20 protein-coding genes are annotated in these 25,132 nt (G+C 33.3%); 16 read left to right on the top strand and 4 right to left on the bottom strand.

The window, feature by feature from the left end; translation table 11 throughout:
* Window positions 1-39 precede the first annotated feature (39 nt).
* A complete protein-coding gene (locus NiCM35_RS06860) occupies window positions 40-879 on the bottom strand; it encodes an undecaprenyl-diphosphate phosphatase (RefSeq protein WP_171509900.1) in 840 nt (279 codons plus the stop codon).
* Window positions 880-1,147: 268 nt separating this feature from the next.
* On the opposite strand from NiCM35_RS06860, the gene NiCM35_RS06865 reads away from it, so the two are divergent.
* Entirely contained in the window at window positions 1,148-2,113 is a 966-nt protein-coding gene (locus tag NiCM35_RS06865; protein WP_123260635.1) for a carbohydrate kinase family protein, read from the top strand.
* A 303-nt stretch (window positions 2,114-2,416) separates the two neighbouring features.
* A complete protein-coding gene (locus NiCM35_RS06870; RefSeq protein WP_095330459.1) occupies window positions 2,417-2,962 on the top strand; it encodes a hypothetical protein in 546 nt (181 codons plus the stop codon).
* 329 nt (window positions 2,963-3,291) lie between these two features.
* Here the strand turns inward: NiCM35_RS06870 and rpoN are convergent, their stop codons facing one another.
* Complete coding sequence (gene rpoN / locus NiCM35_RS06875; RefSeq protein ID WP_095330461.1) at window positions 3,292-4,614, bottom strand: RNA polymerase factor sigma-54; 1,323 nt, start codon at window positions 4,612-4,614, stop codon at window positions 3,292-3,294.
* Window positions 4,615-5,423: 809 nt separating this feature from the next.
* Here rpoN and NiCM35_RS06880 point away from each other — a divergent pair.
* The 11 genes from NiCM35_RS06880 to NiCM35_RS06930 all read left to right on the top strand — a co-directional run bounded on the left by NiCM35_RS06880 (window position 5,424) and on the right by NiCM35_RS06930 (window position 20,549).
* Window positions 5,424-6,596: a trans-sulfuration enzyme family protein gene (locus NiCM35_RS06880; RefSeq protein WP_095330463.1), complete on the top strand. Its 1,173-nt coding sequence runs from the start codon at window positions 5,424-5,426 to the stop codon at window positions 6,594-6,596.
* Between the two features lie 39 nt (window positions 6,597-6,635).
* Window positions 6,636-8,111 carry a sigma-54 interaction domain-containing protein gene (locus tag NiCM35_RS06885; protein ID WP_235850284.1) on the top strand — a complete coding sequence of 492 codons (1,476 nt, stop codon included), beginning with the start codon at window positions 6,636-6,638 and terminating at the stop codon, window positions 8,109-8,111.
* Between the two features lie 81 nt (window positions 8,112-8,192).
* Entirely contained in the window at window positions 8,193-9,134 is a 942-nt protein-coding gene (locus tag NiCM35_RS06890; protein WP_095330464.1) for a trigger factor, read from the top strand.
* 22 nt (window positions 9,135-9,156) lie between these two features.
* On the top strand, window positions 9,157-9,471 hold the full coding sequence (locus NiCM35_RS06895) for a thioredoxin family protein (protein ID WP_123258160.1): 315 nt from the start codon (window positions 9,157-9,159) through the stop codon (window positions 9,469-9,471).
* Window positions 9,472-10,255: 784 nt separating this feature from the next.
* A complete protein-coding gene (locus NiCM35_RS06900; RefSeq protein ID WP_095330466.1) occupies window positions 10,256-12,028 on the top strand; it encodes an ABC transporter ATP-binding protein in 1,773 nt (590 codons plus the stop codon).
* Between the two features lies 1 nt (window position 12,029).
* The gene (locus NiCM35_RS06905; RefSeq protein ID WP_164464110.1) at window positions 12,030-13,754 is read left to right on the top strand and encodes an ABC transporter ATP-binding protein; all 1,725 of its coding nucleotides are present in this window, start codon (window positions 12,030-12,032) and stop codon (window positions 13,752-13,754) included.
* Between the two features lie 159 nt (window positions 13,755-13,913).
* Window positions 13,914-16,811, top strand: coding sequence for an insulinase family protein (locus NiCM35_RS06910; RefSeq protein ID WP_433779018.1), 2,898 nt, complete (start codon window positions 13,914-13,916; stop codon window positions 16,809-16,811).
* Window positions 16,812-17,095: 284 nt separating this feature from the next.
* Window positions 17,096-17,632, top strand: coding sequence for a hypothetical protein (locus NiCM35_RS06915; protein WP_123260637.1), 537 nt, complete (start codon window positions 17,096-17,098; stop codon window positions 17,630-17,632).
* Window positions 17,633-18,247: 615 nt separating this feature from the next.
* On the top strand, window positions 18,248-19,069 hold the full coding sequence (locus tag NiCM35_RS06920) for an amino acid ABC transporter substrate-binding protein (RefSeq protein ID WP_433779020.1): 822 nt from the start codon (window positions 18,248-18,250) through the stop codon (window positions 19,067-19,069).
* Window positions 19,056-19,757 (top strand): amino acid ABC transporter permease, encoded by a 702-nt coding sequence (locus NiCM35_RS06925; RefSeq protein WP_433779022.1) that lies wholly within the window; start codon window positions 19,056-19,058, stop codon window positions 19,755-19,757. The genes NiCM35_RS06920 and NiCM35_RS06925 overlap by 14 nt, the downstream gene beginning before the upstream one ends.
* 57 nt (window positions 19,758-19,814) lie before the next feature.
* Window positions 19,815-20,549 (top strand): amino acid ABC transporter ATP-binding protein, encoded by a 735-nt coding sequence (locus NiCM35_RS06930; RefSeq protein WP_095330473.1) that lies wholly within the window; start codon window positions 19,815-19,817, stop codon window positions 20,547-20,549.
* A gap of 149 nt (window positions 20,550-20,698) precedes the next feature.
* On the opposite strand, the gene NiCM35_RS06935 is transcribed toward NiCM35_RS06930, so the two are convergent.
* Entirely contained in the window at window positions 20,699-20,890 is a 192-nt protein-coding gene (locus NiCM35_RS06935; protein ID WP_123260638.1) for a hypothetical protein, read from the bottom strand.
* 442 nt (window positions 20,891-21,332) lie between these two features.
* On the opposite strand from NiCM35_RS06935, the gene NiCM35_RS06940 reads away from it, so the two are divergent.
* From NiCM35_RS06940 to NiCM35_RS06950, 3 genes are all read left to right on the top strand, one after another.
* Complete coding sequence (locus NiCM35_RS06940) at window positions 21,333-22,619, top strand: methyl-accepting chemotaxis protein (RefSeq protein ID WP_095330474.1); 1,287 nt, start codon at window positions 21,333-21,335, stop codon at window positions 22,617-22,619.
* Between the two features lie 346 nt (window positions 22,620-22,965).
* Window positions 22,966-24,111: a rod shape-determining protein RodA gene (gene rodA, locus NiCM35_RS06945; RefSeq protein ID WP_095330475.1), complete on the top strand. Its 1,146-nt coding sequence runs from the start codon at window positions 22,966-22,968 to the stop codon at window positions 24,109-24,111.
* A 209-nt stretch (window positions 24,112-24,320) separates the two neighbouring features.
* Window positions 24,321-24,569 carry a DUF2573 family protein gene (locus NiCM35_RS06950; protein WP_095330476.1) on the top strand — a complete coding sequence of 83 codons (249 nt, stop codon included), beginning with the start codon at window positions 24,321-24,323 and terminating at the stop codon, window positions 24,567-24,569.
* Window positions 24,570-24,651: 82 nt separating this feature from the next.
* Here the strand turns inward: NiCM35_RS06950 and NiCM35_RS06955 are convergent, their stop codons facing one another.
* Entirely contained in the window at window positions 24,652-24,990 is a 339-nt protein-coding gene (locus tag NiCM35_RS06955) for a spore coat protein (RefSeq protein WP_095330477.1), read from the bottom strand.
* Window positions 24,991-25,132: the final 142 nt, after the last annotated feature.

Here is a 25,132-nt window from a genome sequence, read left to right on the forward strand (position 1 = left end):
GTCATCTCAGAGGAGATGACTTTTTGTTTATAAATATTATTAAATAAACACAACAATGATAATGATAGCAAGCACAATACGATAAATCGCAAATGGTGTTAATTTAATTCGATCGATTAGCTTTAAGAAGAATCGTATAGAAATTAATGCGAAAATAAACGCACTGATAAATCCAACGATAAAGAATGGGAGAGCAGCAGATGTGATGTATTCCCAATTTTTTAGTAAAGAGATAAAGCTTGCACCAGCCATAATCGGTACTGCCATGATAAAGGTAAAGTCAGCTGCTACCCGGTGGCTTAGCCCCATCAGTACACCGCCAGATATCGTTGATCCAGATCTTGAAAAGCCTGGCCATAGGGCGATACATTGAAATAAACCAATAAAAAATGCTTGCTTATTTGTAATTTGATCCAACGAAGTCGTGGTTGGTTTCTTCTTCTTTTGCGTAAAGTCTGCGATAATCATTAGGATTGCACCCACAATTAAAGCATATATAACCGTTTTAAAATTAAATAGATGTTCATCTATGTAATCATTAAAAAGAAGTCCTAAAACAGCAGCTGGAATTAACCCAATAATAACTTGTACTAAGCTTAATTTATGTCCGACTACTTTTTCACCATTAATTGTTTTTTTCAAACCAAGAATATTTAAGAAACGATCTTTAAAGATGATTACTACTGCCAAAATCGATCCTAATTGAATAACAACTTTAAAGGTATTAGCTACTTCAGGTGAAAAAATTTCCCCTGACTTTAACCATAAATCATCGACTAGTATCATATGTCCAGTTGATGATACAGGTGCAAATTCCGTCAAACCTTCTACTATGCCCAAAATAAAGGCAACTATTAAATCCCATAAATTATCCAACATTTTTTCACTCCTATTTTATCCATTCATTCCCAAATTATATTCTTACTCGAAAACATACGCCTATCTATCATATCAAAATTTTAGCAAAAGCTGAATGATATATTGAATATAAAATTAGACTTAGTTGTAAATTCCATTTTTTTGATGAAAAAATACATAAAGTATAACGTAGAAAGAAATACAGAAGTTTCATTAATTAATATTAGCGAAAGAAATAAAAGAAGATATACTAGAAAGATAGAAAAAGATAGAGAGGAAGAATCACGAAATGGAACGAAAAGGAATCCTGTCTCTTGGCGATGCGTTTATCGATTATGTTTCACAATCGAGTGATAATAATTGTTTTGAAAGAAGTTTAGGGGGAGCTTCTGTGAATGTTGCAGTACATATCAGTAGATTTGCTATTCCCAGTTTTTATCTTACGAAACTAGGAAGTGGAGAAGATAGCCAATTTGTCGAAAAGGAAATGTTAAAAGAAAAAATAAATCTTAAAGACAGCGTTCGTACACCAACCAAGCAAATATCGAAAGTATATGTTCATTTAGATGCATCTGGAGAGAGAGAGTTTCATAAATATGAAAATGAAACGCCGAATGAAGTGGTATTAGAATCAGATCTTAAGGAATCATCTTTTGAAAATAAATCGATCTTTTATTTTGGTTCTGGGACACTCTTTCATCCAAGTGCAAGAGTAGCAACAAAGAAGGCGATTGAAATCGCAAAGGAAAAAGGCTTAATCATTGCTTTTGATGCAAATATTCGGATTAAAAGATGGAATAATGAAGAGGAATGTAGACAAGTGATCATGGAATTTTTGTCTTTTGTAGATATCCTAAAAATGTCAAAAGAAGAACTTCTCTTTTTATTAGAGATTCAATCGGTAGAGAAAGGCTTAGCAAATTTGGAGAAGTTCCAAATACCTTTCAAGTTAATTACTTTGGGTGAGAAAGGGGCAATTGGACAATTATACGAGGAAAAAGTCCAAATGGCTGGAAAGGTGATAAAGGCAATAGATACGAATGGTTCAGGCGATGCGTTTATGGCAACGATTCTTGCTTGTATTTATGAAAAGGGATTTCCAGCTTGTAAAAAAGAGATGGAGTCTTATATAGATCAAGCCAATAGGTTGGGGGCAATAGTAGCAACAAAGGTTGGTTCCTTGCCGATTCTTCCAGATTACCAAATGATTATGGGAAGAGCTGAATCACCATTACTCAATGAGAACGAAGTATAGGGAAATTGTGGTTACACAGATACTGTGCTAGAGTTGAAAACTGGCAAAGAAAGCATGATTTTTTAAATAAGGCACACTTACTTATAGAGAATTATTATCTTTCTAAGTAAGTATGCTTTTTATGTAACTTTTTTAAGTCTAAAGACGTAGATAAAAATAATACAAGAGTTTGTTTCCAGTCGGCGGTTAACTCTATATGATATCAAAGAGGAGTCTTAAAGATTATAACTTTTGCTTAAAAGTGTTTACAAAGGAAGCAGCTATTTCGATAAGAAAATTATAATGTGAAGGAGGGGTGTTTGTGTGACTGAAAGAAATGTATATATTATTTTAACGGATACAGGCACTTTATTTACACGTTGTATTAAATTTTTTACAAGAAAGCCCCATAATCATGCATCTATTTCTTTTGATCCGCAATTAAATGAAGTTTATAGTTTTGGAAGAAGAAAGCCAAGCAATCCATTTATCGGGGGATTTGTGAAGGAAAATGTGCAGCATAGTTTTTTTCGAAACAGTAGGTGTATTATTTATTCCATTTCTGTGACGCAAACACAATATGAAAAAATGAAGAATAAAATTGAGCAGATGGAGAAAGAACAAAGCAATTATCGATACAATTTACTTGGGCTTTTATTTATTTTACTAAAAATCCCATATAATCGTAAAAATGCTTATTTTTGTTCGCAATTTGTTGCATCGATTTTGCATGACAGTGGTGTTCTATTTTTTAATAAGCCTCCATGTTTAATGACCCCTTATGATTTATTAGATGAATACAAAATGCAAAAAGTCTATGAAGGGAAATTACATCAATACCCACTCGTTTTTCAAATAGCAGTAGCTTAATCCATTATTATTTATTATCATTTTCTAATGTAAGTGAATGTTTAATGGGACCGGATAGTTGTAAGAGTGCTGAGAAGAGGCAGCACTCTTTTTTTGCACTTATTTCTAAGATACAACACTTTGGTAAAACGACTTTAAGCAGAAAAAATATGAAAGAAAACTCAATCCTAGTTGTGAAGTCTCAATCAATAAAGGATTTATTAGCAAGGAGCTGTATGTTGGCAAAAAAGTGATGAATCCTCACTAAAAAGGCTCTTTCTTTAGATTCACTTCTTATATTTATATAAAGGAGCTCAAAAGAATGCAGTCTTTTAAGCAAAAGAAAAAAACTAATATCTTTTTCGTTTAGATGAACTTGGAATTCCCATTTCAACGCGATACTTTGTAACAGTACGACGAGCGAGGAGGATCCCTTCGTTCTCTAGTAATCTAACTATTTGCTGATCTGAAAAAGGTTTTTGTTTATTTTCTTCTCTAATGAGTTTTTCCATTTTTTTCTTAATGTCAAAGGATGATTCTGATTCGCTGTTTAAACCATCAATGCCTGTTGTAAATAAGTTTTTTAATAAATATAGTCCGTGGTTAGTTTTAATAAATTTATTACTTGTCACTCTACTGATTGTTGATTCATGAAAACCAGTTTTCTCTGCGATATCTTTCAATTTCATAGGCCTCAAGCGACCTAACCCAAATTGAAAGAACTCATTTTGTATTTCGATAATGGCATTGCTGACTTGGAAAAGGGTTTGTTTTCTATGGGTAAGACTGTTAAGCAAGAGCATAGCATCTTGATATTTCTTCTTTAGATACTCACTGGACTCATGATTATTTAAACTATTTTTATAATACTCGTTGATTGATACAGTAGGTAAGAATGTATCGTTGATTTTAATAATTAATTTGCCATTAACATTTTCAATAATTATGTCAGGTATAACATATTGTGTGAGATTTTTACATTCAAAAAATTGTCTACACGGTTTTGGGTCAAGAGTAGCTATGTAATCTGCGGCGTTTTGAATTTCATTTACGCTGACATGTAGTATCTTGGCCAACTTAGGATAGCGTTTGGCAGCTAAATCTTCTAAGTGATTTTCTACAATAGAATAAGCTAGTGATTGGTTTTGTTTATTTGCTCTCATTTGAATTAATAAGCAGTCCATCAGATTTCTTGCCCCCACACCAATAGGTTCAAGTGTTTGTAAAAGGTTAATTATCCTATTTACTTCATTTTCGCTTACAGATAAATAATAAGAGGCATCAGCTGAATTGATTTCTAAGTAGCCATCTGTATTCAAATTTCCAATAAGAAATTTGAATATTTTTATTTGAAGAGGGGATAAATTTTTTAATAACATAATTTGTTCGATTAAATATTCCTCTAATGAGATTCTTGTATCTGAATAAAAATCAAAAGGATCATATTCTGTATCTTTGTTGTAAGAATAATTGGAAGGGGTGTGATGACAGTTGAATATATTTTCAATTGAACTTTCTGATATTTCTAAGATGGGATTCTCAATAGTCTTCAATTGAATAAAATCAACTAACTCCTGTGATGAGTACTGCAATATGTCAATTGCTTGTTTAAGTTCAGGTGTTAATTTAAGTTTCAATGTTTGAGATTGGGATAAATCAAATCCTATTTGCATAGTTTTCACCTATTCAAAAAAATTTTTATCACTTATCTGTAACCGTTAAAAAATATTGAATAATCTGACTTTTGTTTTCAAAAAAATGCTCTTGAAAAGAGAAATTGCTTTTAAATTTTGAATTTCTTATAAATAAATATCACCGTAATCGGATTGGAAATTTTATAATTTAATTTTCTAGTATATTGGTTAATCGGCCTATTCCGTATAAATATTTCTATCAATATAACTGAAATAATTAAAATTTTCAAGAGTAATATTATTTTGTTTTATTATTTTAATATTCTATTTAAGTACAATAGCAGTTACATTATTTTTAATGAAACCATGGCTTAATGTGTTTTAAATGCAAGTGTTGAATTTGCTTCTTATTGTTAATAGGGAGAGAACAAAACATTTTATATGATTGTTTAGTTTTTTCTTCCGTTTCATCTTTTCCTAAAATCTTTTGAGTGCCTGTTCATTGGCCAACTTTGCTTTGTTGGTGTCTTTTTCGCATATGAAACAACAGAAAAAGCATGAGGATATCCAAAATAAATGTGCACCAACTACAAAGACAAATTTACTTTCTTCTTTATAGTTCCTCTCAAAAATAATCGATGCAGCATTTTCGTTGTTATCTGATCCAAAAGAAATTTGTCTTAGTTGATATCATTTTTCTCATGGTTGACATAAGTGCTTTTCAAGCATGAGAAAGAGTAATAAAACTGCCAATGAAATATCTAGTTCTACTGGGAATTTAAAAAAATAAAAATTTAAAAATATTGGCACGGATATTGCAAGGATAATTAATGAAAGGAGATTAATATATGAATTGGAAAGATTGCACAACCTTAATTCACGGTCAGCCAGATCATAAGAAAACAGGTCCTATTGTAACGAAGATTATTCCTGCTGTTGGGTATTCCTTTCCTGATACAGAAACTGCAATAGCAACTGTTTCAGGTGAAATTAAAGGAACCTATTACGGAAGATATGGAAATCCAACAACAAATAATCTCCAAAAAAAAATTGCCTCTTTGGAAAGGGGGGAGGCGGCTCTTGGGGTTAGTAGTGGGATGGCGGCGATATCAAGCACCTTATTAGCATTTCTTCAATGTGGGGACCATGTAATTTGCACGAAAGATGTTTATGGAGGAAGTTATAAGTTTCTAAGAACTTTGGCTCCAAGATTTGGTATAGAAACAGATTTTGTTGACTGTACTAATTTACGAGAAGTCGAGCAGGCAATAAAGATTAACACAAAAGTTTTATTTATCGAAACACCATCAAACCCTTGTCTCACAATCTTAAATATTCGTGAATTAGCTGATCTCGCACACTCATATAATATTAAAGTCATTATTGATAATACTTTTATGACTCCCTATTTACAACAGCCTTTGAAAATGGGAGCAGATTTGGTTGTTCATAGTGCTACTAAGTATTTGAATGGCCATGGAGATGTAATTGCAGGTTTTATAATTGGAGATTTAGAGTCCATCCAATTTATTCATCAAAATATAGTTGGAGATTTAGGTCAAGTATTGAATTCCTGGGACTCCTTTCTTATTGATAGAGGTTTGAAAACACTAGGCGTAAGAATGAAGCAGCATTGCCAAAGTGCAATGATGATTGCAAAATTCCTGGAAACTCATCCTTCTATTGAAAAAGTATATTATCCTGGATTAACTTCACATCCACAACATGCACTTGCTAAAGCGCAAATGAAAGATATGGGGGGAATGTTATCGTTTGAAGTGAAAGGGGGATATTGTGCGGCAAAGAAATTTATTGATTCTTTGCAATTGGCACTAATTTCTTTTAGTTTAGGTGATCCTGAAACACTTGTTCAACATCCAGCCTCTATGACTCATGCTTCTATGCCGCAGATGGAGAAATTAAAATGTAATATTACTGACGGCTTAATTCGATTATCTACTGGTTTAGAGGAGACAGAAGATATAATTTCTGATTTACACCAAGCACTATCACAGATATAGTATTTTACAAGTAGTTAAATACTAAAGGGGTGTGAAAAGGTGAAATTAGAAAGACTTTCGCATTTAATAAATATTGTAAAGAACGTTGAGTATGAAGTCAGACACGAAATGGGATTTGACGAAATGGTACAGAAATTCTCTGAATCTCTGAAATTTGATGTAGTGGTGCATGATGAAAATGGCGAAATAATAAGCGGAACAGGGCGCTATCAAAATAGTTTTGGTGATGGAAGAAATAATGTAGTAGTTCAAAGAGTTTTGAATAATCTAGAGCCTTATGTTATTTATGATTCAAAGATTAGTGAACTTGGCTGTAAAAATTGCAAATATAATAATGAATGTGTTGGATATGGAGCGATTGCCTATCCCATAAAAGATCAAGATAGTGTGATAGGAGTTATTAGCATTATAGGTTTTTCAAATGAACACAAAGAAAAAATAAGATTGAATCTTGAAAATTACATGTGCGAATTAATCGATTTCAGCAAGGAACTGGCAACAAAATTAAATATGCTACAAGCACCTTATCATAATAGACTAATAAATAGTGATGAAGTTAACTTTAGAAGTATTATTGGTAATGAAACAGGCCTAAAGAATCTAATTCAAAAAGCTAAGAAAGTAAGTAACAGCCTTTCCACTGTATTAATCAGAGGAGAGAGCGGTACTGGAAAGGAATTAATAGCACGTGCCATTCATAATGAAAGCTATAGGAAGAATCATCAATTTATAGCAATAAATTGTGCTGCAATTCCAGAAACCTTGCTTGAAAGTGAATTGTTTGGTTATGAAGGAGGCTCCTTTACAGGTTCGAAAAAAGAAGGAAAAAAGGGAAAGTTTGAACTGGCGGACAAGGGGACAATATTCTTAGATGAAATAGGGGATATGCCAATTTCTTTACAGCCAAAGTTATTACGTGTCTTACAAGAAAGAAAAATTGAACGTATTGGTGGAAAGTCCTCAATACCAATAGATGTAAGAGTCATTGCAGCAACACATCGAAATTTGGAAGGCATGCTACAAGAAGGAAGATTCAGAGAAGATTTGTATTACCGTTTGAATGTTATTCCATTATATACGATGCCACTCCGTGAGAGACAATCAGACATTACTCTATTTTGTAAATATTTTATTCGGAAACATTGTCAGCTTTTAAACAAGGAACAAATGAAGCTCGATCCTAATTTAGAGAAATGGTTCCTTCAATATGAATGGCCAGGGAATATAAGACAATTGGAAAATGCCATAGAATATATGGTCAATATGGCCGAATCGGATATCATTGGTTTTCATGATTTACCAGATTATCTTCAAGAAACAGCTGGTATGCAAAATGTGCGATTAAGTTTGGAACAAATGATTGCTCAATATGAGAAAAAGATACTACAAAGTTATTTTGTTTTAGAAGATTATAAGAAAGATAAAGGGAAAGTGGCAGAGGAATTACAAATTTCCCTTGCGACATTATACAGAAAACTAGATAAATATGATTTTTGTTTTGATGATTCGAAATAAAGTGAATTTATCATTTTACGATAGTTTCATTCTTACTAATAGATTGAAACCTTCGAAAAACTTATAAGGATGTGTTGATTTTTGTTTAGATCAAAAATAATTAAAGTTGAAGATTTCAGAACAATTGAAATATTTGATTTACCTACACAAGCACTTGAGGTAAAGAACAAAATTATCCAATCTTTATCTAAAGTAGTTAATAAGTATTCAGAATATGAAGAAGTAGCTGATTATGTAAAAAAAGGAGATCTAGTTACGTTAAATTTGGCAAGTGCTACTGAAAAATTCAATAAGAAAAGTCTCCCAGTGGTAGTAGGGTCCAATTTATTTAATAGCTCGTTTGAAGAGCAAATTGTCAATATGATTCCTAATCAGATGGAGTTAATTAAATTAAACGGAGATATTATTGAAACAATAGTAACGAAGATTGAAAGAAAAAAAATACCAGAGTTAACAGATGAATTAATCAGAGAAGAGAATATTGACGGCGTTTTAACTGTAGAAGATTACAAAGATTATTTATTTGACACAATCGTAAGTCAGCAGGTGTCTGAAGTAGCTGAAAAAGTTATCGATAGGGTAATGGAAATTTCAGAGTTCGAAATTAGCAAAGAGGACATCAATCGACTATTTGAAGGCGATGTTTCTAAGATGACTTTTCTTAGTCAAGAAGAAGGGAAAGTTTTAGAGGAAATGACGGAGATGGAAATTGGGCAAAGAATTGGCGAGCCCTCATTGGCAGCATTTGAGGTAGAATATAAAAATAATAGATACCCAAATTACCTTAAAAGAGCGCTAATAGGGTTGTCGATTGCACAAGATGATAATGTAACTTTCAATGAATCTACCTATGAATCATCATTTGAAAGCAGCGAATATTATAAAAACTATTCTTTAAGTGAATCAAAGAAGTTATTCCCATATTTCAACTATTTAACCTATTCCTATTCAGCTTATGCACATGAAAAGATAGCTGGCTTTTTTAAAGAAGCTTTTGAACAAAATAAATTATTAGTAAAATAAAAGTGAAAATGGAGGGACGATTATGGCAATCAGAAAAGGAAATAATAACAATTTTGATCAATTAACTAGTGAGGGATTTGCGTTAGTTGATTTTTATTCAGATACATGTAATCCATGTAAGATTTTAGCAGTGATTTTAGAGGAAGTGGATAAAGATTTACCTTTTATTAATACTGTTAAAGTTAATATTACTGATGAAAAAGAAATGAGTGAGAAATTTGGCATTATGGCAGTACCTACTATCGTCTTCATGAAAGATGGGGAAGAGGTAGAACGTCATATAGGAGTATTGAGAGAGGAAGAAATAAAAGAAAAAATCTCAAAATACTACTACTAAAGTTGTATTGTTTAGTTGTTAATAGATATAGGAGTACGAGTTATTTTAGCAGTTCATGTGGTCGCTGCGCTTGTAAATATTCGAAAATCCCAACTTGAATAAGTTTTTAATCAATTATTCGAGTTATTTATACAGTGATATACTGCACCCAAAATGTTAGAGAAGAAAGTCTAACTTTTTGGGTGTTTTATTTTAAGAATAAGCAATAAAACCACCGCTTAATTCGGAATATGTATTCATTATTAAAGCTTCTAATTTCAGTATTTCTCATAATTGATAATCACTTCTTTCATGGTTGAGAAAGTGACAGCTGAATTTTTTATAGCTTTACAAAATTTACTTAAAAAACACATAGGTAATATTAAATACATATAATCATCAAGGTGTAATATTGAGAATTTTTTGTTTATTATAAAATTTGGCACAATTATTGCATTGATATATTAATAAAGAGGTAGTAATTTACAAGGAGGAGGAAGTATCTAAAGGAATCGACGAATAGCTTTGCAGTAGCTATTACCTTCGTCATGAAGTAATGTTGGAAAAGTTATAACGGGTTTAGGAGTAGAAGGCGGTAAATTAAAACAGAGTAAAAATATTATTAGAGAATCTCTTTTGAAGTGCAGATGTCTTTTTAATCAATAATCACTGGAAAAATTAGAAGAAAATGGAGTTATTTCTTTGATCTTTGGCCACTCCTTACAGCAAGGAATGAAACTGTAAAAAAATAATTTTTAATTCATCTTCTAAAATGCTTTTTTGGTAAAGTTGGGGGGATAATCGAGTGTCAGTACCTTTAAAGACGAATAAAAAGATGGCTATAGTTACTGGAGAAAAGCCGGGGAATTTAGATAAAGGAATTTGGAAAAGGTTTATAAAGCTAATCTGGAAATCACACCTTCCGTATGTATGGATACTTGCCTATATCCTTATCATGATGTTTGCAGTAAAAATTGGCATTATGGTGCCCTCATATACTGCAGAATTATTTAACGGCAATGTTAGTGTTACCCTTGTTACGTCGTTAGTGTCCGCGACGATTCTTTCAAGCTTGATTGGGCAGCTGTCTAGTATAGCACAAGGAATTGCTGAGGCCAAAATTGATATGAATCTAAGAAAAATGCTTTGGAAAAAAATGTTGTGCCTTCCAGTCGAGTTTTTTGATAAAAGTAAACCAAGAGAGATGGTAAGCCGTATTACAACTGATACAGGAATAATAAGCAGTTTAGTTATGCAGACGTTGATTGGAGAAATTACAACACTTTATCTCACCTATGAAACGGCAAAACAGCTTGCCAATTATGACATTAAATTGATGTATTCGATATTAGTAGTTATACCAATTCTAATTATAATTAGCATCGTTTTTGGAAGATTACAATTTAAAACAAAAAGAAAAGAGCAGTATAGAGTATCCAGACTAACCCAAGTGCTAGCTGAATTAGTGTCAAATGTACCGCTGATTAAATCTTTTGCTAAAGAAAACAAAGAAAATGAGCGGGGAAAAGCTGCAATTGATCAATTATATAAGGCGAGTATATCCAATGGGATGATTGGCATACTTTTTACTCCAGCACTTTCCCTTGTCACATTGGGACAGACAGTGTTGATTGTAGTAATTGGGATAACCCTTTTGAATAATGGTGAGATTACTACGACAATGTGGACAGCGTATTTTCTCTATGTGGGAAATTTAACGACTATTATTAATTCGAAAGCAGGAATTTGGACGCAGATTAAAACAGCACAAGGAGCCACAGATAGAATCAGCAGACTTTTAGAGCAAGCAGAAGAAGAATATTATACAGGAAAAGATGATGATCTGCTTCAGGGAGATATTATGCTTCATAATGTTTCCTTCAATTTTGGAGAACAGCAAGTCTTAAAAGATATTTCATGCAATTTTAAAGCAGGAAATATAACGGCATTAGTTGGTTTAAGCGGTTGTGGAAAAACAACCATTTTAAATCTTATAGATAGGTTTTATGCTCCTTTAGAGGGTGAGATAACACTAGGAAACCAAAATATTAATAGCTTTTCTCTCAAACATTATCGTCAATCCATTGCATATGTTTCCCAAGATAGTGGGATCATGTCCGGTACGATAAGAGAAAACCTTCTTTATGGAATCAAACGTGAAATAAGGGAGGAGGAAATTATTCAAGCCGCAAAACTCGGAAATGCCTATGAATTTATTGAAAAGTTAGAGAGTGGCTTGGATACTGAGGTAGGAACTATGGGGAATAATCTTTCGGGAGGGCAAAAACAACGGCTTGCAATTGCGAGAGCTATTTTGAAAGACCCGAAATATCTTTTGCTGGATGAAGCAACTGCAAATTTGGATGCTAATACAGCAGACCAGGTTTTAACTGGACTGAAAAATTTAATGAAGGGGAGAACTGTCATCATGGTCACTCATGATTCAAAGTCCTTGCAAGTTGCTGATGAAATAATAGTTTTAGAAAGTGGAAGAGTTTCTGCTTTCGGTACGCATGAAGAATTGATAGAAGCAAATGCCTATTATCGCGCAATGATGGAGAAGCATGGAGAGGAGTGAGATGATGAGTAGTTCTAAAACAACGTTAAAAATGAAGTGGAAACCATTTTTGAAGATATTTGCAAAAATAAAAATACCATGGATTTTATATATTTTATCATTTTTATCGGGATTATCCCTAACATGGATAGCTTTAAAACTAGCTCCAATTCAAACTAAAATACAAATAGGCAAATTTTTTGAAGATAATGCAATTTATGTTTTTGTCGGACTGACAATTGCCACTATTTTGGCGAGAATGGTTCAAAGTGGAGCAGAACTTTTTGGAAATGAAAAAGTAAATCGTAGTTTAAGATTTGTTCTTTTAAACAAAATTCTAAAAACAACGATGAAGGTGGTTAACGAGAAAAAGCAGGGCGGCTTGGTTTCAAGAATAACGAACGATGCAGCTACTGCAAGTGATGCAACAAGTATCGTAACTCGTATTTTTGCTTCTCTATATAGTTTTCTCGGAGCTTTAGTCGGTATGTATTCATTAAATCCAACCCTTACATTTACGTATGCATTAATGATTCCTTTGGTATTTTTCATATTTTGGCTTATCGGTCGTCTTCAATTTAATATCCAATATAAGATCTTTCATACCTATGGTGTAATGACAGATTACTTTTCAGAACATCTTATTAATATGAAGCATATAAAAGCTCAAGCTACAGAGGATGAGGAGCTGAATGATGGAATTGAAGCAATAAAAACGAGGTATAGGGCAGATCTATATAAAACCTTTATGGGGGGAATTCAAGCAGTAGTTGGGAACCTAATAACTACATTCTCTATGATTATTATTTTTGCAGTAGGAGCCTATTATGTTAGGAATGGGACGTTTAAAACGAGTGATTTAGTTACTTTTAACAATCTATCAATGATTATGCTGCCAGGCTTATATGAACTATTGTCGCAATTTCAGACAATTAAGGGAGCACAAGGCGCCACTGCAAACATTGCAAATCTCATGGAAGCAGAGGAAGAACAGGTCAAGAGAAAAATCGCAATTGGACCAAGCGAAGAAGATATTATTTTTAAAAATGTGGCCTTCGGCTATAATGAGCACCAAATCTTACATGATGTAAGCTTTACTGTTCCAAAAGGAAAGGTAACTGCCATTTTAGGTGGGAATGGTGCTGGAAAATCAACCATATTCAATCTCATTACCAGATATTATGAACCGACAGCAGGATCAATTATGTTCGGCTCGCAGGACGTAAAAGATATCCATCTAGATGAATGGAGAAGGACAATGGTGTATGTTTCACAAAGTAGTCCTATTCTATCTGGTACTATTAGGGACAATATCCTTTATGGAGCTAGAAGAGAAGTATCCGAGAAGGAACTGATCAGAGCTGCAACACTTGCAAATGCCTATGAATTTATTCAAAGCTGTCCAAGTGGTTTTGATACAGATGTTGGGGAAGCAGGAAGCAGGCTGTCGGGTGGTCAAAAGCAGAGGATTGCTATTGCAAGAGCTCTCATTCTCAACCCTGATTATTTACTTTTAGACGAGGCAACTAGCAATTTAGATACAAAATCTGAACGATACATCAATGAAGCGCTAGCTAATTTAATGGATGGGAAGACGATTATTAAGATAGCACATAACTTACAATCCGTTCAAGGTGCAGATAACATTGTCATTATTGATAACGGCCATGTTGTAGCAGAGGGAACACATAATGATTTGTGTGAGAAAAATGCCTATTATAAAGGCTTTGTTGATTTGCATAAGTGAAGTGGATAGTTTGATAGATAAAGAATTTTAGAAAAAAAAAGACTTAATAAGAACTATGGATTATTGCAGGTGGAATAACTTTATTATTTAAGAACAAGTGAATTCTAGATACAAGTGGACGTATGGAAATTAGACTTTATAACAACTGGAGGGCTAACATTGGAGGAATATAACGGTTTTCGTATAGAACAGAAAGAATATATACAAGAAATTAACGGAAATGTCTATATAATGACGCATGTAGGAACTGGCGCAAAGGTAATATGGGTAAATAATGATGATGAGCATCAGGGATTTTCGATTGGTTTCCGTACACCAGCAATGGATGATACAGGTGTTTTTCATATTTTGGAGCATTGTGTACTTAGTGGTTCGAAGAAATATCCAGTTAAAGAACCTATAGTTGAATTGATGAAAGGATCGATGAAAACATATTTAAATGCTTCTACTTATCCTGATAAAACACTGTTTTCTCTTGCAAGTGTAAATAAGAAAGATTTTTCGAATATGATGGATGTATTTTTAGATGCGGTTTTTTTTCCGAAGTTACATGAACAAAAGGAAATTTTCCTTCAAGAGGGATGGCATTTAGCTTATAGTGAGGAAACGAATGAGCTTATATACAAAGGAATTGTTTATAACGAAATGAAAGGTACCTTATCTTCACCACAGCAACGTTTTATACACACCTTATTTAAAGCTTTATATCCTTCTTTTCCTCATGCCAATTTTTCTGGCGGAGATCCGAAGGAGATTACAAACTTAACTTATGAAAAGCTTTTGGAAGCTCATCGAGATTATTATCATCCTTCCAATAGTCTTCTTTATCTTTATGGGGCTATGGACATTGAAGAGAGACTACAGCAGCTGAATGAAGTGCTTGGTCAATTTGAAAGGAAAGAGAATAAGCCTTTAGCACTTGATAAGATCTTCGAAGGAGAACGGAAAGAATTTACTAGCGAGTATCCGATTTCTGAAAAGGAGATAGAAGAAGAAAATACCTTCTTAGCTTTTGCGTGTAAGGTGGAGGAAAAAGCTGATGAAAATTTGGGTATCACTCTAAATGTTTTAAATAAAATTTTGCTGGAAGGAAATTCAGCAATTTTAAGAAAAAAATTACTGGAAGAAAAACTAGGAAAGGATGCCTTTGGTTTAGTTGATTCTTCCCTTAAATATCCGCTTTTTGCTATTTGCTGCAGTAATGGGGATGCCGAAAACAAAGACATGTTTATCAAGATTGTCCAGGATACTTTGCGAGAATTAGTGGAGAAGGGGATAGATAAAAAGTTAATCGAAGCTGCTATACTATCAACTGAATTTGAGTTAAGAGAAGCAGACTATGGTACCTTTCCAGAAGGGTTATTTCATGGCATTAACGCCGCATCCAATTGGGCTGCAGGTAAACCACTTATTAAAGCCTTCCAATATGAAGATAGTTTGGAAACAGTAAAATCTGCATTGAGCGAGCCATATTTTGAAAGGTTTATTGAAAATTACTTATTAAATGGGAAGCAATCTGCTATCGTAGTATGCAAGCCGTCAAAGCAACTTTCTAATATAGAATATTTACAGGAACAAGTAAAATTGAAGAGGATTAAAGATGGTATGAAAGAAGCAGATTTACAAGCCTTAATTCAAGAGAATGCTGAACTGAATAAATTTCAATCTATATCTGATAGTGATGAAGCAAAAGAGACATTGCCTACTCTGCTGTTGTCAGACATTGACCCAAAACCAGCTGATCTGCCTTTGCAGGAAATAGAATGCAACGGTTCTAAGGTTTTATTCCATGATATTTATACAAAAAAAGTAGTTTACTATAATCTCTATTTCGATGCAATAAATGGAAAAGATGATATTTCCTACTATAGATTATTTACTGAATTGTTAGGAAAATTAGGAACTTCAGAATATACTAGTGAGGCGCTGGCAAGCGAAATTGCAATGAAAATTGGGATAGTCTCATTCGAAAACTATTTGTACTCTAGCAGCGTTGATACCTGCCTTCATAAAGTAGCGGTTAAAGTCAGAACAATGGAAAAAAATATGGAAAAATCTCTGAAACTTGTTCATCATATTCTAACTGAAACCGAATTTGATAATAAGAAAAAAGTGAAAGAGCTTATCGGCAATCTAGTGAGCAATATGAAAATACAATTAAATAGTAATGGTAATATGTTTGCGGCTATTCGAGTTAATAGTAGTTTAACGGCATTAGGTTATATCAATGAACACTTAAGAGGAATTTCTTTCTATCAATTTCTCGTAAAATTGGAAAAGGATTTTGAACAAAGGTATGACTCATTTATTCAAAAAATGAAGGGAATTGCTAATAACCTATTTTGTCGAAAAAATTTAGTTGTTGGATTAACCGGTGATTTGGATGCGATGAAAGTGTTTTCTAATGCCTTTTTAAACTTCGATTTACCAGATGGGAACAAAGTAGAGACTTTTGAATTTCAGATAAATAATGATATCAGCAAGGAAGCATTTACGAATAGTAATTCCATCTTATATGTAGTACAGGGCGGTAATCTAAAAAAAATGGGTTATGAATTTTCCGGGCAGATGCTGGTGCTAGCAAAAATACTGAATTTAACCTATTTATGGAGAAATTTGCGAGTTTTAGGTGGTGCATATGGTGGAGGGATAAACATCTATATGAATGGTAATATATTTTTTTATTCTTATCGCGACCCCAATTTGCTTGAGACAGTAGATATTTATAATACAACAAGTGATTTTATAATGGATTTAGATTTACCAAGATCAGAATTGCAGAGGTATATTATCGGCACAATAGCAGATCTAGATAACCCGATGAATGCAAGGATAAAGGGAGAACAGGCAGAAACAAATTATTTTATAAATAATACTTATGAACAACGACTAAAAGTAAGACAGGAGGTTATAAATACTACAATTGATGATTTAAGATCTTTAAGTGAAATGTTTAAAGCTCTTCTGGGAAAACAATCATTATGTGTAGTTGGGAATGAAAGAAAGATCGCAGAAAATAATCAATTATTTGATTATTCATATCCTTTGTTTTCCTAATCCCATTGAAGATAATCAAAGTAGAATGAACAAAGAGAATGATAGTAAAAGTCCTTCAAGCAGTCGAAACGCTAAATTTTTTTAGCTAATGCAATGGAGCACTGCTTTTCGAGGAAAACATTACTTCTATCTTAATCAGAGAGGCTATTTTGAGAAAAAATAAAGAATATTCATTCTTTCTATATCATGCAGCTACAGTCAGTCGTAAAGAAGTTTAGTGATATTAATAACGAGTTTATAAAGTAACAAACAAATTTACAAGTTAAGAGATATGGAGGCAGATTATGAAGAGGAAAAAGAAATTTAACCTAACGTTTCTAGTATTTTGTTTAATTCTAGTACTTGCAGCCTGCAGTTCACAAAATAAAGCGGGAAGTAATACTACTGATAAAGCACCTGTTGCAAAAGATAAATCGACGGAGGAGGTTACTAAAGATAACGTTAGTGATCCAGCGTCTATAGATTCGGAGTCTAACGGGAAGGATGCACAAACGAAGCCACTTGCAGATATGACGCTTGACGATTTAACGGAATATTTCAAAAAAGTAAATTTAATCAAAGAAAACAGCGAAACTTCTAAATTATGTTGTATTGGTTCAGATACAATTAATTATAAAGATGTAGGCGTTGAGGTATATTGGTATGATTTAAAGAACATGAATGAAACACTTCAAAAGGAATATGAAGGTGCGAAAAAAGATGGCTACGTTACACTAGGAAATAGTCAAGTTTTAGTGCAAGTACATGGACCATTTGCAGTAAATGCCAGTGCTTCTACAAAGGCTGAAGAATTTGTAAATGCAGTTAAGGAGCTTAAATAGCATAATAAAGTAACAGAGCAATCATTTTCTGTTTAATCCCCCCAGCTAGATATATTGGGGGGCTATTGTTATCTCCGTTTAGCGCATTATTATTGCTGATTGAAGCTTGAATTAACTTTTGAATCATTTTAATAGGTATTCCTTTAACACAACCTCGACAATTCCTCACACTGAAATCACATAAAAAAACTCCAAATAATTCCGACTTCGAATTTCACTTTGATTCCTAATCTTATCAGTAGTTTGAGAATGTACTACTGTAGTTATTGATCCGTCTTGCTATGTTTAATTTCTCTCTCTAAAAATTACGATCAACTTCATACAATTACTCATATTTTAGGAAGCATTTCACTATAATATCCTTTTAAATGCTTTACTAACTAGAAACTATTAAATGCTTAATGAATAAAAAAATGTAATTTAAAAACAAAGTTGACTGGAGGGATAAGAACGAGGTTTCCCTGTTTTTTTTGGTATCAAATGGATATAATCCACATGGTTAATGTCAGAACTTTTGGTGAAAATAAAAAGGAGAATCAATGCTTTGACAAATGGTAATCCCCTATACTATGATAGCTATTGCTGACAAGTCTTATCGGAATAAGGAGGAATAATATGAGAAAATTTAGTATATTGTTAAGTTTATTAGTAAGTCTTACCATTGTATTAGCTGCTTGTGGTAGCAATTCAGATAAGGGATCAAAAGATTCTGCAGATAAAAAAGCTGATAGCAACGCAGATTTATTGGCACAAATTAAAGATAAGGGCACATTAATAGTTGGTACGGAAGGTACATACCCTCCCTTTACTTTTCATGATAATTCTGGGAAGCTAACTGGATTTGATGTGGAAATTGCACAAGAAGTGGCAAAACGTTTAGGAGTGAAAGCAGAATTTAAGGAAACACAATGGGATGCCATGTTTGCAGGCCTTGATGCAAAGCGCTTTGATATGATTGCAAACCAAGTAGGGATTAATGATGAAAGAAAAGCAAAGTATGCATTTTCTGATCCTTATATTTCTTCTGCTGCTGTTCTTATCACAAGAGAAGATTCAGATGTGAAGAGTTTTAAAGATATGAAGGGATTAAAGTCAGCACAATCATTAACAAGTAATTATGCGGAAATCGCCAAAACGAATGGCGCAGAGCTAGTTGGAGTGGATGGGTTTAATCAAGCGATTGAACTTCTTAATGCCAAACGAGTAGATGTTACCGTTAATGATAAATTATCTTTCTTAGATTTTAAAAAGCAAAAACCTGATGTAAAAGTTAAAATTGTCGATACTGCTGATGATGTAGCGCATAGTGGTTTAATGTTTAGACAAGGAAATGATACGTTAGTTGAAGCGGTAAATAAAGCACTTAAAGAAATGGTTGATGATGGTACGTATAAATCAATATCTGAGAAATGGTTCGGAGAAGATGTACTTAAATAGCATTTTTACTGACCCAGAAGCATTCCAACGATATTATGATATAGCAGTTAGTTCCCTTCTCCCTTTGGTGAAGGGGGCTATTTTATATACGCTACCACTATCCATTATATCCTTTATTATTGGGATAATTTTAGCTGTATTAACCGCTTTAGCTAGATTATCCAGTATAAAAATTTTTAAAGTGATTGCTGGAATCTATGTTTCCATCATTCGCGGAACACCATTACTCGTACAGCTTTTCATTATTTTTTACGGGTTGCCCAATGTTGGTATTACGCTCGAACCTTTTGTAGCAGCTATTATAGGTTTTTCATTAAGTGTTGGAGCGTATGGATCGGAAATTGTGAGAGGATCCATTTTAAGTATCCCTAATGGGCAATGGGAAGCTGGCTATTCCATTGGGATGAGCTATGTTCAAAATTTAAAAAGAATTATTTTGCCACAGGCTGCACGTGTTTCGATTCCACCATTATCTAATACATTTATCAGTTTAATTAAAGATTCGTCTCTAGCAGCCTTAATTCTAGTAACAGAAATGTTTCGAAAGGCACAGGAAATCGCAAGTACGAATTATGAGTTCTTATTGCTATATTCAGAGGTAGCCCTATTGTATTGGCTTATTTGTTTCCCTCTTTCTATTATCCAGCAAGGACTGGAAAATCGATTCGGCCGTCACTTGAGTAAATAAAAAAGCTTCTATTAGGCAGGAAGACTAAAATAATCGATAGAAGAAGGAGCGAGCATCATGATTTCAATTAAAGGGTTGTCCAAGCATTTTGGCGATTTACAAGTATTAAAGGACATAAATTTAGAAGTGGAAAAAGGGAAAGTCATTGTTGTTATTGGTCCTTCAGGATCAGGAAAAACGACGATGCTTCGATGTTTAAACATATTAGAAATACCAACTAGTGGTCATATTACAATAGAAAATAAGCAATTGGATTTCTCGACGAAAGTAACGAAAAAGGCTATAACAGATTTTCGGAAATTAACAGGTATGGTTTTTCAAAGCTACAATCTTTTTCCCCATAAAACTGCCATTGAGAATGTGATGGAAGGTCCCATCACGGTGAAAAAGCAATCAAAAGAAAAGACAAGAATGAAAGCGGCAGATTTACTAAATAAAGTAGGACTGGGGGATAAAATCGACTTTTACCCATTTCAACTGTCAGGCGGGCAGCAGCAGCGAGTTGGCATTGCCAGAGCGCTTGCGATGGAACCAGAAGTAATGTTATTCGATGAACCAACATCTGCGTTGGATCCAGAGCTTGTTGGAGAAGTTTTAAAAGTAATAAAACAACTTGCAAATGAAGGCATGACGATGATTATCGTTACACATGAAATGAAATTTGCGAAAGAAGTTGCGGACGAAGTGATTTTCATGGATGGTGGCTATATTGTAGAGAAAGGTAGCCCGCATGAAATCTTTTCTGAGCCAAAAGAAGCAAGGACGCGACAATTTCTTCAATTAATTCAATAAAAAAAAGAGCTGATCAGGAATATCTCAAAAGCGAGAATTAATCTGAAACAGCTCTAAACAAAAGGGGGAATTACACTTTGTAGTATCATTGTGGACCCCTTTTTCTTTTTTTATACATAAAAGAGTAAATTATTTTAAAAAAAATAAAGTCAATGTTCATCATGGATTTTCTTATGGATGACCTCTTCTTCTAATAAACTAATGAAGGCTACTAACACCCCTGAAATCAAGGAGGCAATAGTAAAAACGGATAAACCAGTCAGTATATAAAAAAGAGTCGTCGCAAAGACAGTCAACAAACAACAATGGATGATGGAGTTTACATATAAGGTGTTTTTCATTTAGAACCTTCTTTCCGCTAATCTTTATAATGTAGTATATGTCCGAATGATGAAATATACTACCGCTAAAAACGCAAAAGGATGATTGCCCTTTTTTATCGATAAAGGGGATAAGCCCTCACTGATTTTATAAAAAAGCATATCTAATAAGTATAAAGAATAGCTTGTATCACCTTCTTAGAAGCTGAATGCACAGCATATTCTTTATACCGTAACCCCATAACCTCCTCTCACTTTGGGTATAGCCGTACGTTTGGCTATACTCCTTTTTTTTTAGAAAAGGATAAAAATTGCTTAAATACACTATTTTTTGTAAAATGGGTATAAACAACTATTTTTTGTTTGTGATATCTATGTATATAGATCTTATTACATAATTTATAGGGTTTTACGCGATATAAGAACAGGTATATATAACTATTAAATTAGAAGGGGAACTCATATGAAGAAACGAAGTATTTTTCGCAGTTTACGTACAAAAATGATTGTCATTATCTTTTTTGCTACATTATTTAGCACCATGATATCCTTTAAGCTTAATGAGATGATTCTGGAAGCCGGCGTCTTCCCACAAGAATTCAGTATTTTTGTTAATACTGTCATTAATTTAATTTTTGTAACAGTGATTGTTGCATTATTTACACGAAGAATCATAATTTCTCCTCTTAAGAAATTATTGTATTCAATAAAGAAAATTACAGAAGGCGAATTAGAGATTGAAATTCATAAAACTTCTAATGATGAAATTGGCCAACTAACAGATGCGTTTATTTTGATGAAAGAGTTTATTCGCAACTTAGTACAAAAAGTGAATGAAACATCTGAACACATAAATGCTTCTGCCGAAAAGCTGACTGCTAATACAGTAGAAACAAACCATGTATCAGAGCAGATTTCAGCTGCCATTCAAAGTGTTGCTGCTGGTTCTGAAGAGCAGACAAAAGGAATGGATTTCATTGTTGATTCGGTTGCTGTTGTGAATAATGAAATTAAAGATATTGCGAAGAATACAGAAGATATGGTGAAAAGCACCCATAATACTGTATTGAAAGCTAAAGAAGGACAAGCAGTTGTTGATAATACTGTAACGCAAATGAGTTTAATTCAAAATTCAGTGCAAGAATCGAATGACTCTATTGTATTATTGCAAGAGCGTTCCCAGGAGATTGGTCAATTCTTAAATGTTATAACAGAAATTGCTGATCAGACAAATTTATTGGCATTAAATGCAGCCATCGAAGCTGCTAGGGCTGGTGAAGCAGGAAAAGGCTTTGCAGTAGTAGCAGAAGAAGTAAGGAAATTGGCAGAACAGTCCAATCAGTCCGCTAAGCAAATCGCAGTTCTAGTGAGTGAAATTCAAAAAGATACTCTATCTTCTGTTAAAACAATGAAACGAGTGACAGAGGAAGTAAAAGACGGCATTAATATTACCAACGATACTAAAGAAAAGTTTACGATAATTTCGGAATCAATGTTATCCATGAGTCAGCAAATGGAAAGTATTTTAGAGGCTGCACATAATATTTCTACGAATATAGTTGAGGTTGCAGGTTCGGTGGATCAAGTTAGTGGCATTGCTAAGGAAAACAGTCAAAATTCAATGAACGTGTCAGAAGCCTCTCAGGAACAATTGGCGGCAATGGAAGAAATTACTTCTTCTACTAAATCATTAGCTAAAATCGCAGACGATTTAGTGGAGTTGACGAAAACGATACATGTAGAAGCTTAAATAAGAGAGTGGTCAAAGTAGTAGTTAACATCCCAGAATATTTTTCTAGGAGTGGAGCTATTTTGATCATTCTCTTTTTTTGGGGGAAAATAAAAAGAGTAAGTTATATGACATTTTAAACAGTTTTTTATTAATTTGGTTAAAGTTAGAAATCAAAATAAATAATTTTATAAAAATGATTGTCGAAAGTTGTTATTTCATGCAAATACAAATATAATGGAGAATTGTAAATGTGTGTGTGACCCTATTCATTTGGGGGTAAATATAAAATGGTAAAAAATGATTATTTATGAATTGAAGAATGATAACCTGTTAAAAGTTTTACTGAACAAGGAGCAATGACAATATGTCCCCAAAAAATTCATCGAAAATAGATTATACACTTGTTCTAATATTAATGCTTCTATGTTTAACTAGCCTTATTGCTATATATGGAGCAAACTCATCCTATGTGTTAAAGCAAGTTATGTATTATGTAGTTGGTATAGGTATTATTATTGGAGTAATTCGTTTAGATTCGGATCAGTTGAAGAAACTGACCTGGTATCTGTATGCTTTTGGTCTTTTCTTATTGGTATTGCTTATATTAGCACCGCCCAGTATTGCCCGAGAAATTAATGGTGCAAAAAGTTGGTTCACTTTACCTGGTTTTTCTCTGCAGCCTTCTGAGTTTGTAAAGGTATTTTTAGTACTGGCACTATCGAGAATCATTGTAGATCATCAGGAAAAGTATATAGTAAAGACGATACAAAGTGACTTTTTTCTCTTATTTAAAATTGGAGCTGTAACAGCATTTCCGCTTCTTCTTGTCATGAAGCAGCCTGATTTGGGAACCTCCTTAGTTTTTCTTGCTATTATGCTGGGGATGATTTTTATATCTGGTATTTCGTGGAAGATCTTGACGCCGATTTTTTCTAGTTTTGCTGTGATTGCAACAGCTGTCCTATACCTTGTTATTTGGCATCCAGATTGGATCACCATGTATTTTGGAGTGAAGGAGTATCAGATGGGAAGAATTTATTCCTGGTTAGATCCCTATACATACCAAAGTACAACGGGTTACCACTTAACCCAGTCTTTGCTTGCAATTGGTTCGGGCCAGACAACAGGAAAGGGTGTTGGCACAAGTGAAGTAGTGCTTCCAGAAAATCACACTGATTTTATTTTTAGTGTAGTCGGCGAGGAATTTGGCTTCATTGGAGCAAGTATTATCATTAGTTTATTTTTCTTGCTTATTTATCACATAACAAAAGTGGCCTTAGAAACAAAAAATACTTTTTATACATGTATGAGTGTAGGGATTATTAGTATGCTTTGTTTCCATGTTTTCCAAAATATTGGGATGACGGTAGGGATTCTTCCTATTACCGGGATACCACTTCCTTTTATAAGCTATGGAGGTAGTTCTTTGATGGGAAATATGCTTTCGATGGGATTGATTTTTTCCATTCGATATCATTATAAAAAATATATGTTTTCTAGTGATGAATAACGGTTTTTATGTAACGACAAAAAGAGGCTGACAGGGAAGCAGCCTCTTTTTGTGTATTCTTTCTCGATTCTTTAAATGAGGGGGAAAGAAAAGGAAAGAATATTAATTATGGGAAGTTAATGATATTGATAATCATTATCATTAGGTGTACTCTTATAATAAAACAATTCCATCATGTTGTCAATGAAAATAGAAGGGAGAGAAGAAAATTGGACGAGAAATTTCAAGAGGAATTTGACTCCTTGTTGAGTAATTATACGGAATTACTTCTTGGAGAAGAAAATGAGGAATTAAAGGAAAAAGTGCAAGTATGGATGCTCTATACTTATATGTCCAAAAATATGCCAGGCTTAGTAAAGCATTGGAATGCTAAATTCCCTGATGGGAAACAAACAATTGTTCAAATTGTATCAGAAATTAAAAAAATGAATGAGATAAGAAAACAAAATCAAAAATAAAACATATGCTATAAAGAAAGCTGGACAAAGCGTAAAAATACCACCCATAACGATGTCGTTTTGGGTGGATAAAATGAGGGTTTTACTGAATAGTGGTGTTTCCATATGGAAATTGGTTACTGTATCCTTTGAATTGTTGATAAGATTGCTGGATTTTTTGTTGCTCAGCAGCTTCAAGCTTATACCATCCTTTTTGAAACATTAAATCATACAATTCTCTTTGCATATTTTGTGTTTCGGTAAAAATGGATAATAAATCTTGATAAAATGTTTCATTACTTGCTTCATTTAAAGCTGTTGAATAAGCATCCGTCATGTATTTTTCTGTTGAAAGCATGTCGTTTGTAAAATCGCGATCATTCATTTGCGGTGTTTTTGGAACCTGTGACTCAGGATTTTGAATTGGTTTTTGTTGATCCATTTTCTTTTTCCTCCCTCATAAAATCATTGTTTTAGTAAGATGATTGCTTATTCAAAGTCCTTTAAGAAGAATAGGTGCTCATTCTACAAAAGGCAGAGTCAACTTAAAAAGGTTTGGCAATCTCTTTAGCAGAATGAGCAAA

The sequence above is a fragment of the Niallia sp. M35 genome, from assembly GCF_050971705.1.
In the GTDB taxonomy this organism is placed as follows: Bacteria; Bacillota; Bacilli; order Bacillales; family Cytobacillaceae; genus Niallia; species Niallia circulans_A.

What these genes read in the sequence shown, in the direction of transcription:
- NiCM35_RS06860 (WP_171509900.1), bottom strand. Translation starts at nt 879, where the DNA reads ATGTTGGATAATTTATGGGATTTAATAGTTGCCTTTATTTTGGGCATA.
- NiCM35_RS06865 (WP_123260635.1), top strand. Translation starts at nt 1,148, where the DNA reads ATGGAACGAAAAGGAATCCTGTCTCTTGGCGATGCGTTTATCGATTAT.
- rpoN (WP_095330461.1), bottom strand. Translation starts at nt 4,614, where the DNA reads ATGCAAATAGGATTTGATTTATCCCAATCTCAAACATTGAAACTTAAA.
- NiCM35_RS06880 (WP_095330463.1), top strand. Translation starts at nt 5,424, where the DNA reads ATGAATTGGAAAGATTGCACAACCTTAATTCACGGTCAGCCAGATCAT.
- NiCM35_RS06895 (WP_123258160.1), top strand. Translation starts at nt 9,157, where the DNA reads ATGGCAATCAGAAAAGGAAATAATAACAATTTTGATCAATTAACTAGT.
- NiCM35_RS06905 (WP_164464110.1), top strand. Translation starts at nt 12,030, where the DNA reads ATGATGAGTAGTTCTAAAACAACGTTAAAAATGAAGTGGAAACCATTT.
- NiCM35_RS06915 (WP_123260637.1), top strand. Translation starts at nt 17,096, where the DNA reads ATGAAGAGGAAAAAGAAATTTAACCTAACGTTTCTAGTATTTTGTTTA.
- NiCM35_RS06920 (WP_433779020.1), top strand. Translation starts at nt 18,248, where the DNA reads ATGAGAAAATTTAGTATATTGTTAAGTTTATTAGTAAGTCTTACCATT.
- NiCM35_RS06925 (WP_433779022.1), top strand. Translation starts at nt 19,056, where the DNA reads ATGTACTTAAATAGCATTTTTACTGACCCAGAAGCATTCCAACGATAT.
- NiCM35_RS06930 (WP_095330473.1), top strand. Translation starts at nt 19,815, where the DNA reads ATGATTTCAATTAAAGGGTTGTCCAAGCATTTTGGCGATTTACAAGTA.
- NiCM35_RS06935 (WP_123260638.1), bottom strand. Translation starts at nt 20,890, where the DNA reads ATGAAAAACACCTTATATGTAAACTCCATCATCCATTGTTGTTTGTTG.
- NiCM35_RS06940 (WP_095330474.1), top strand. Translation starts at nt 21,333, where the DNA reads ATGAAGAAACGAAGTATTTTTCGCAGTTTACGTACAAAAATGATTGTC.
- rodA (WP_095330475.1), top strand. Translation starts at nt 22,966, where the DNA reads ATGTCCCCAAAAAATTCATCGAAAATAGATTATACACTTGTTCTAATA.
- NiCM35_RS06955 (WP_095330477.1), bottom strand. Translation starts at nt 24,990, where the DNA reads ATGGATCAACAAAAACCAATTCAAAATCCTGAGTCACAGGTTCCAAAA.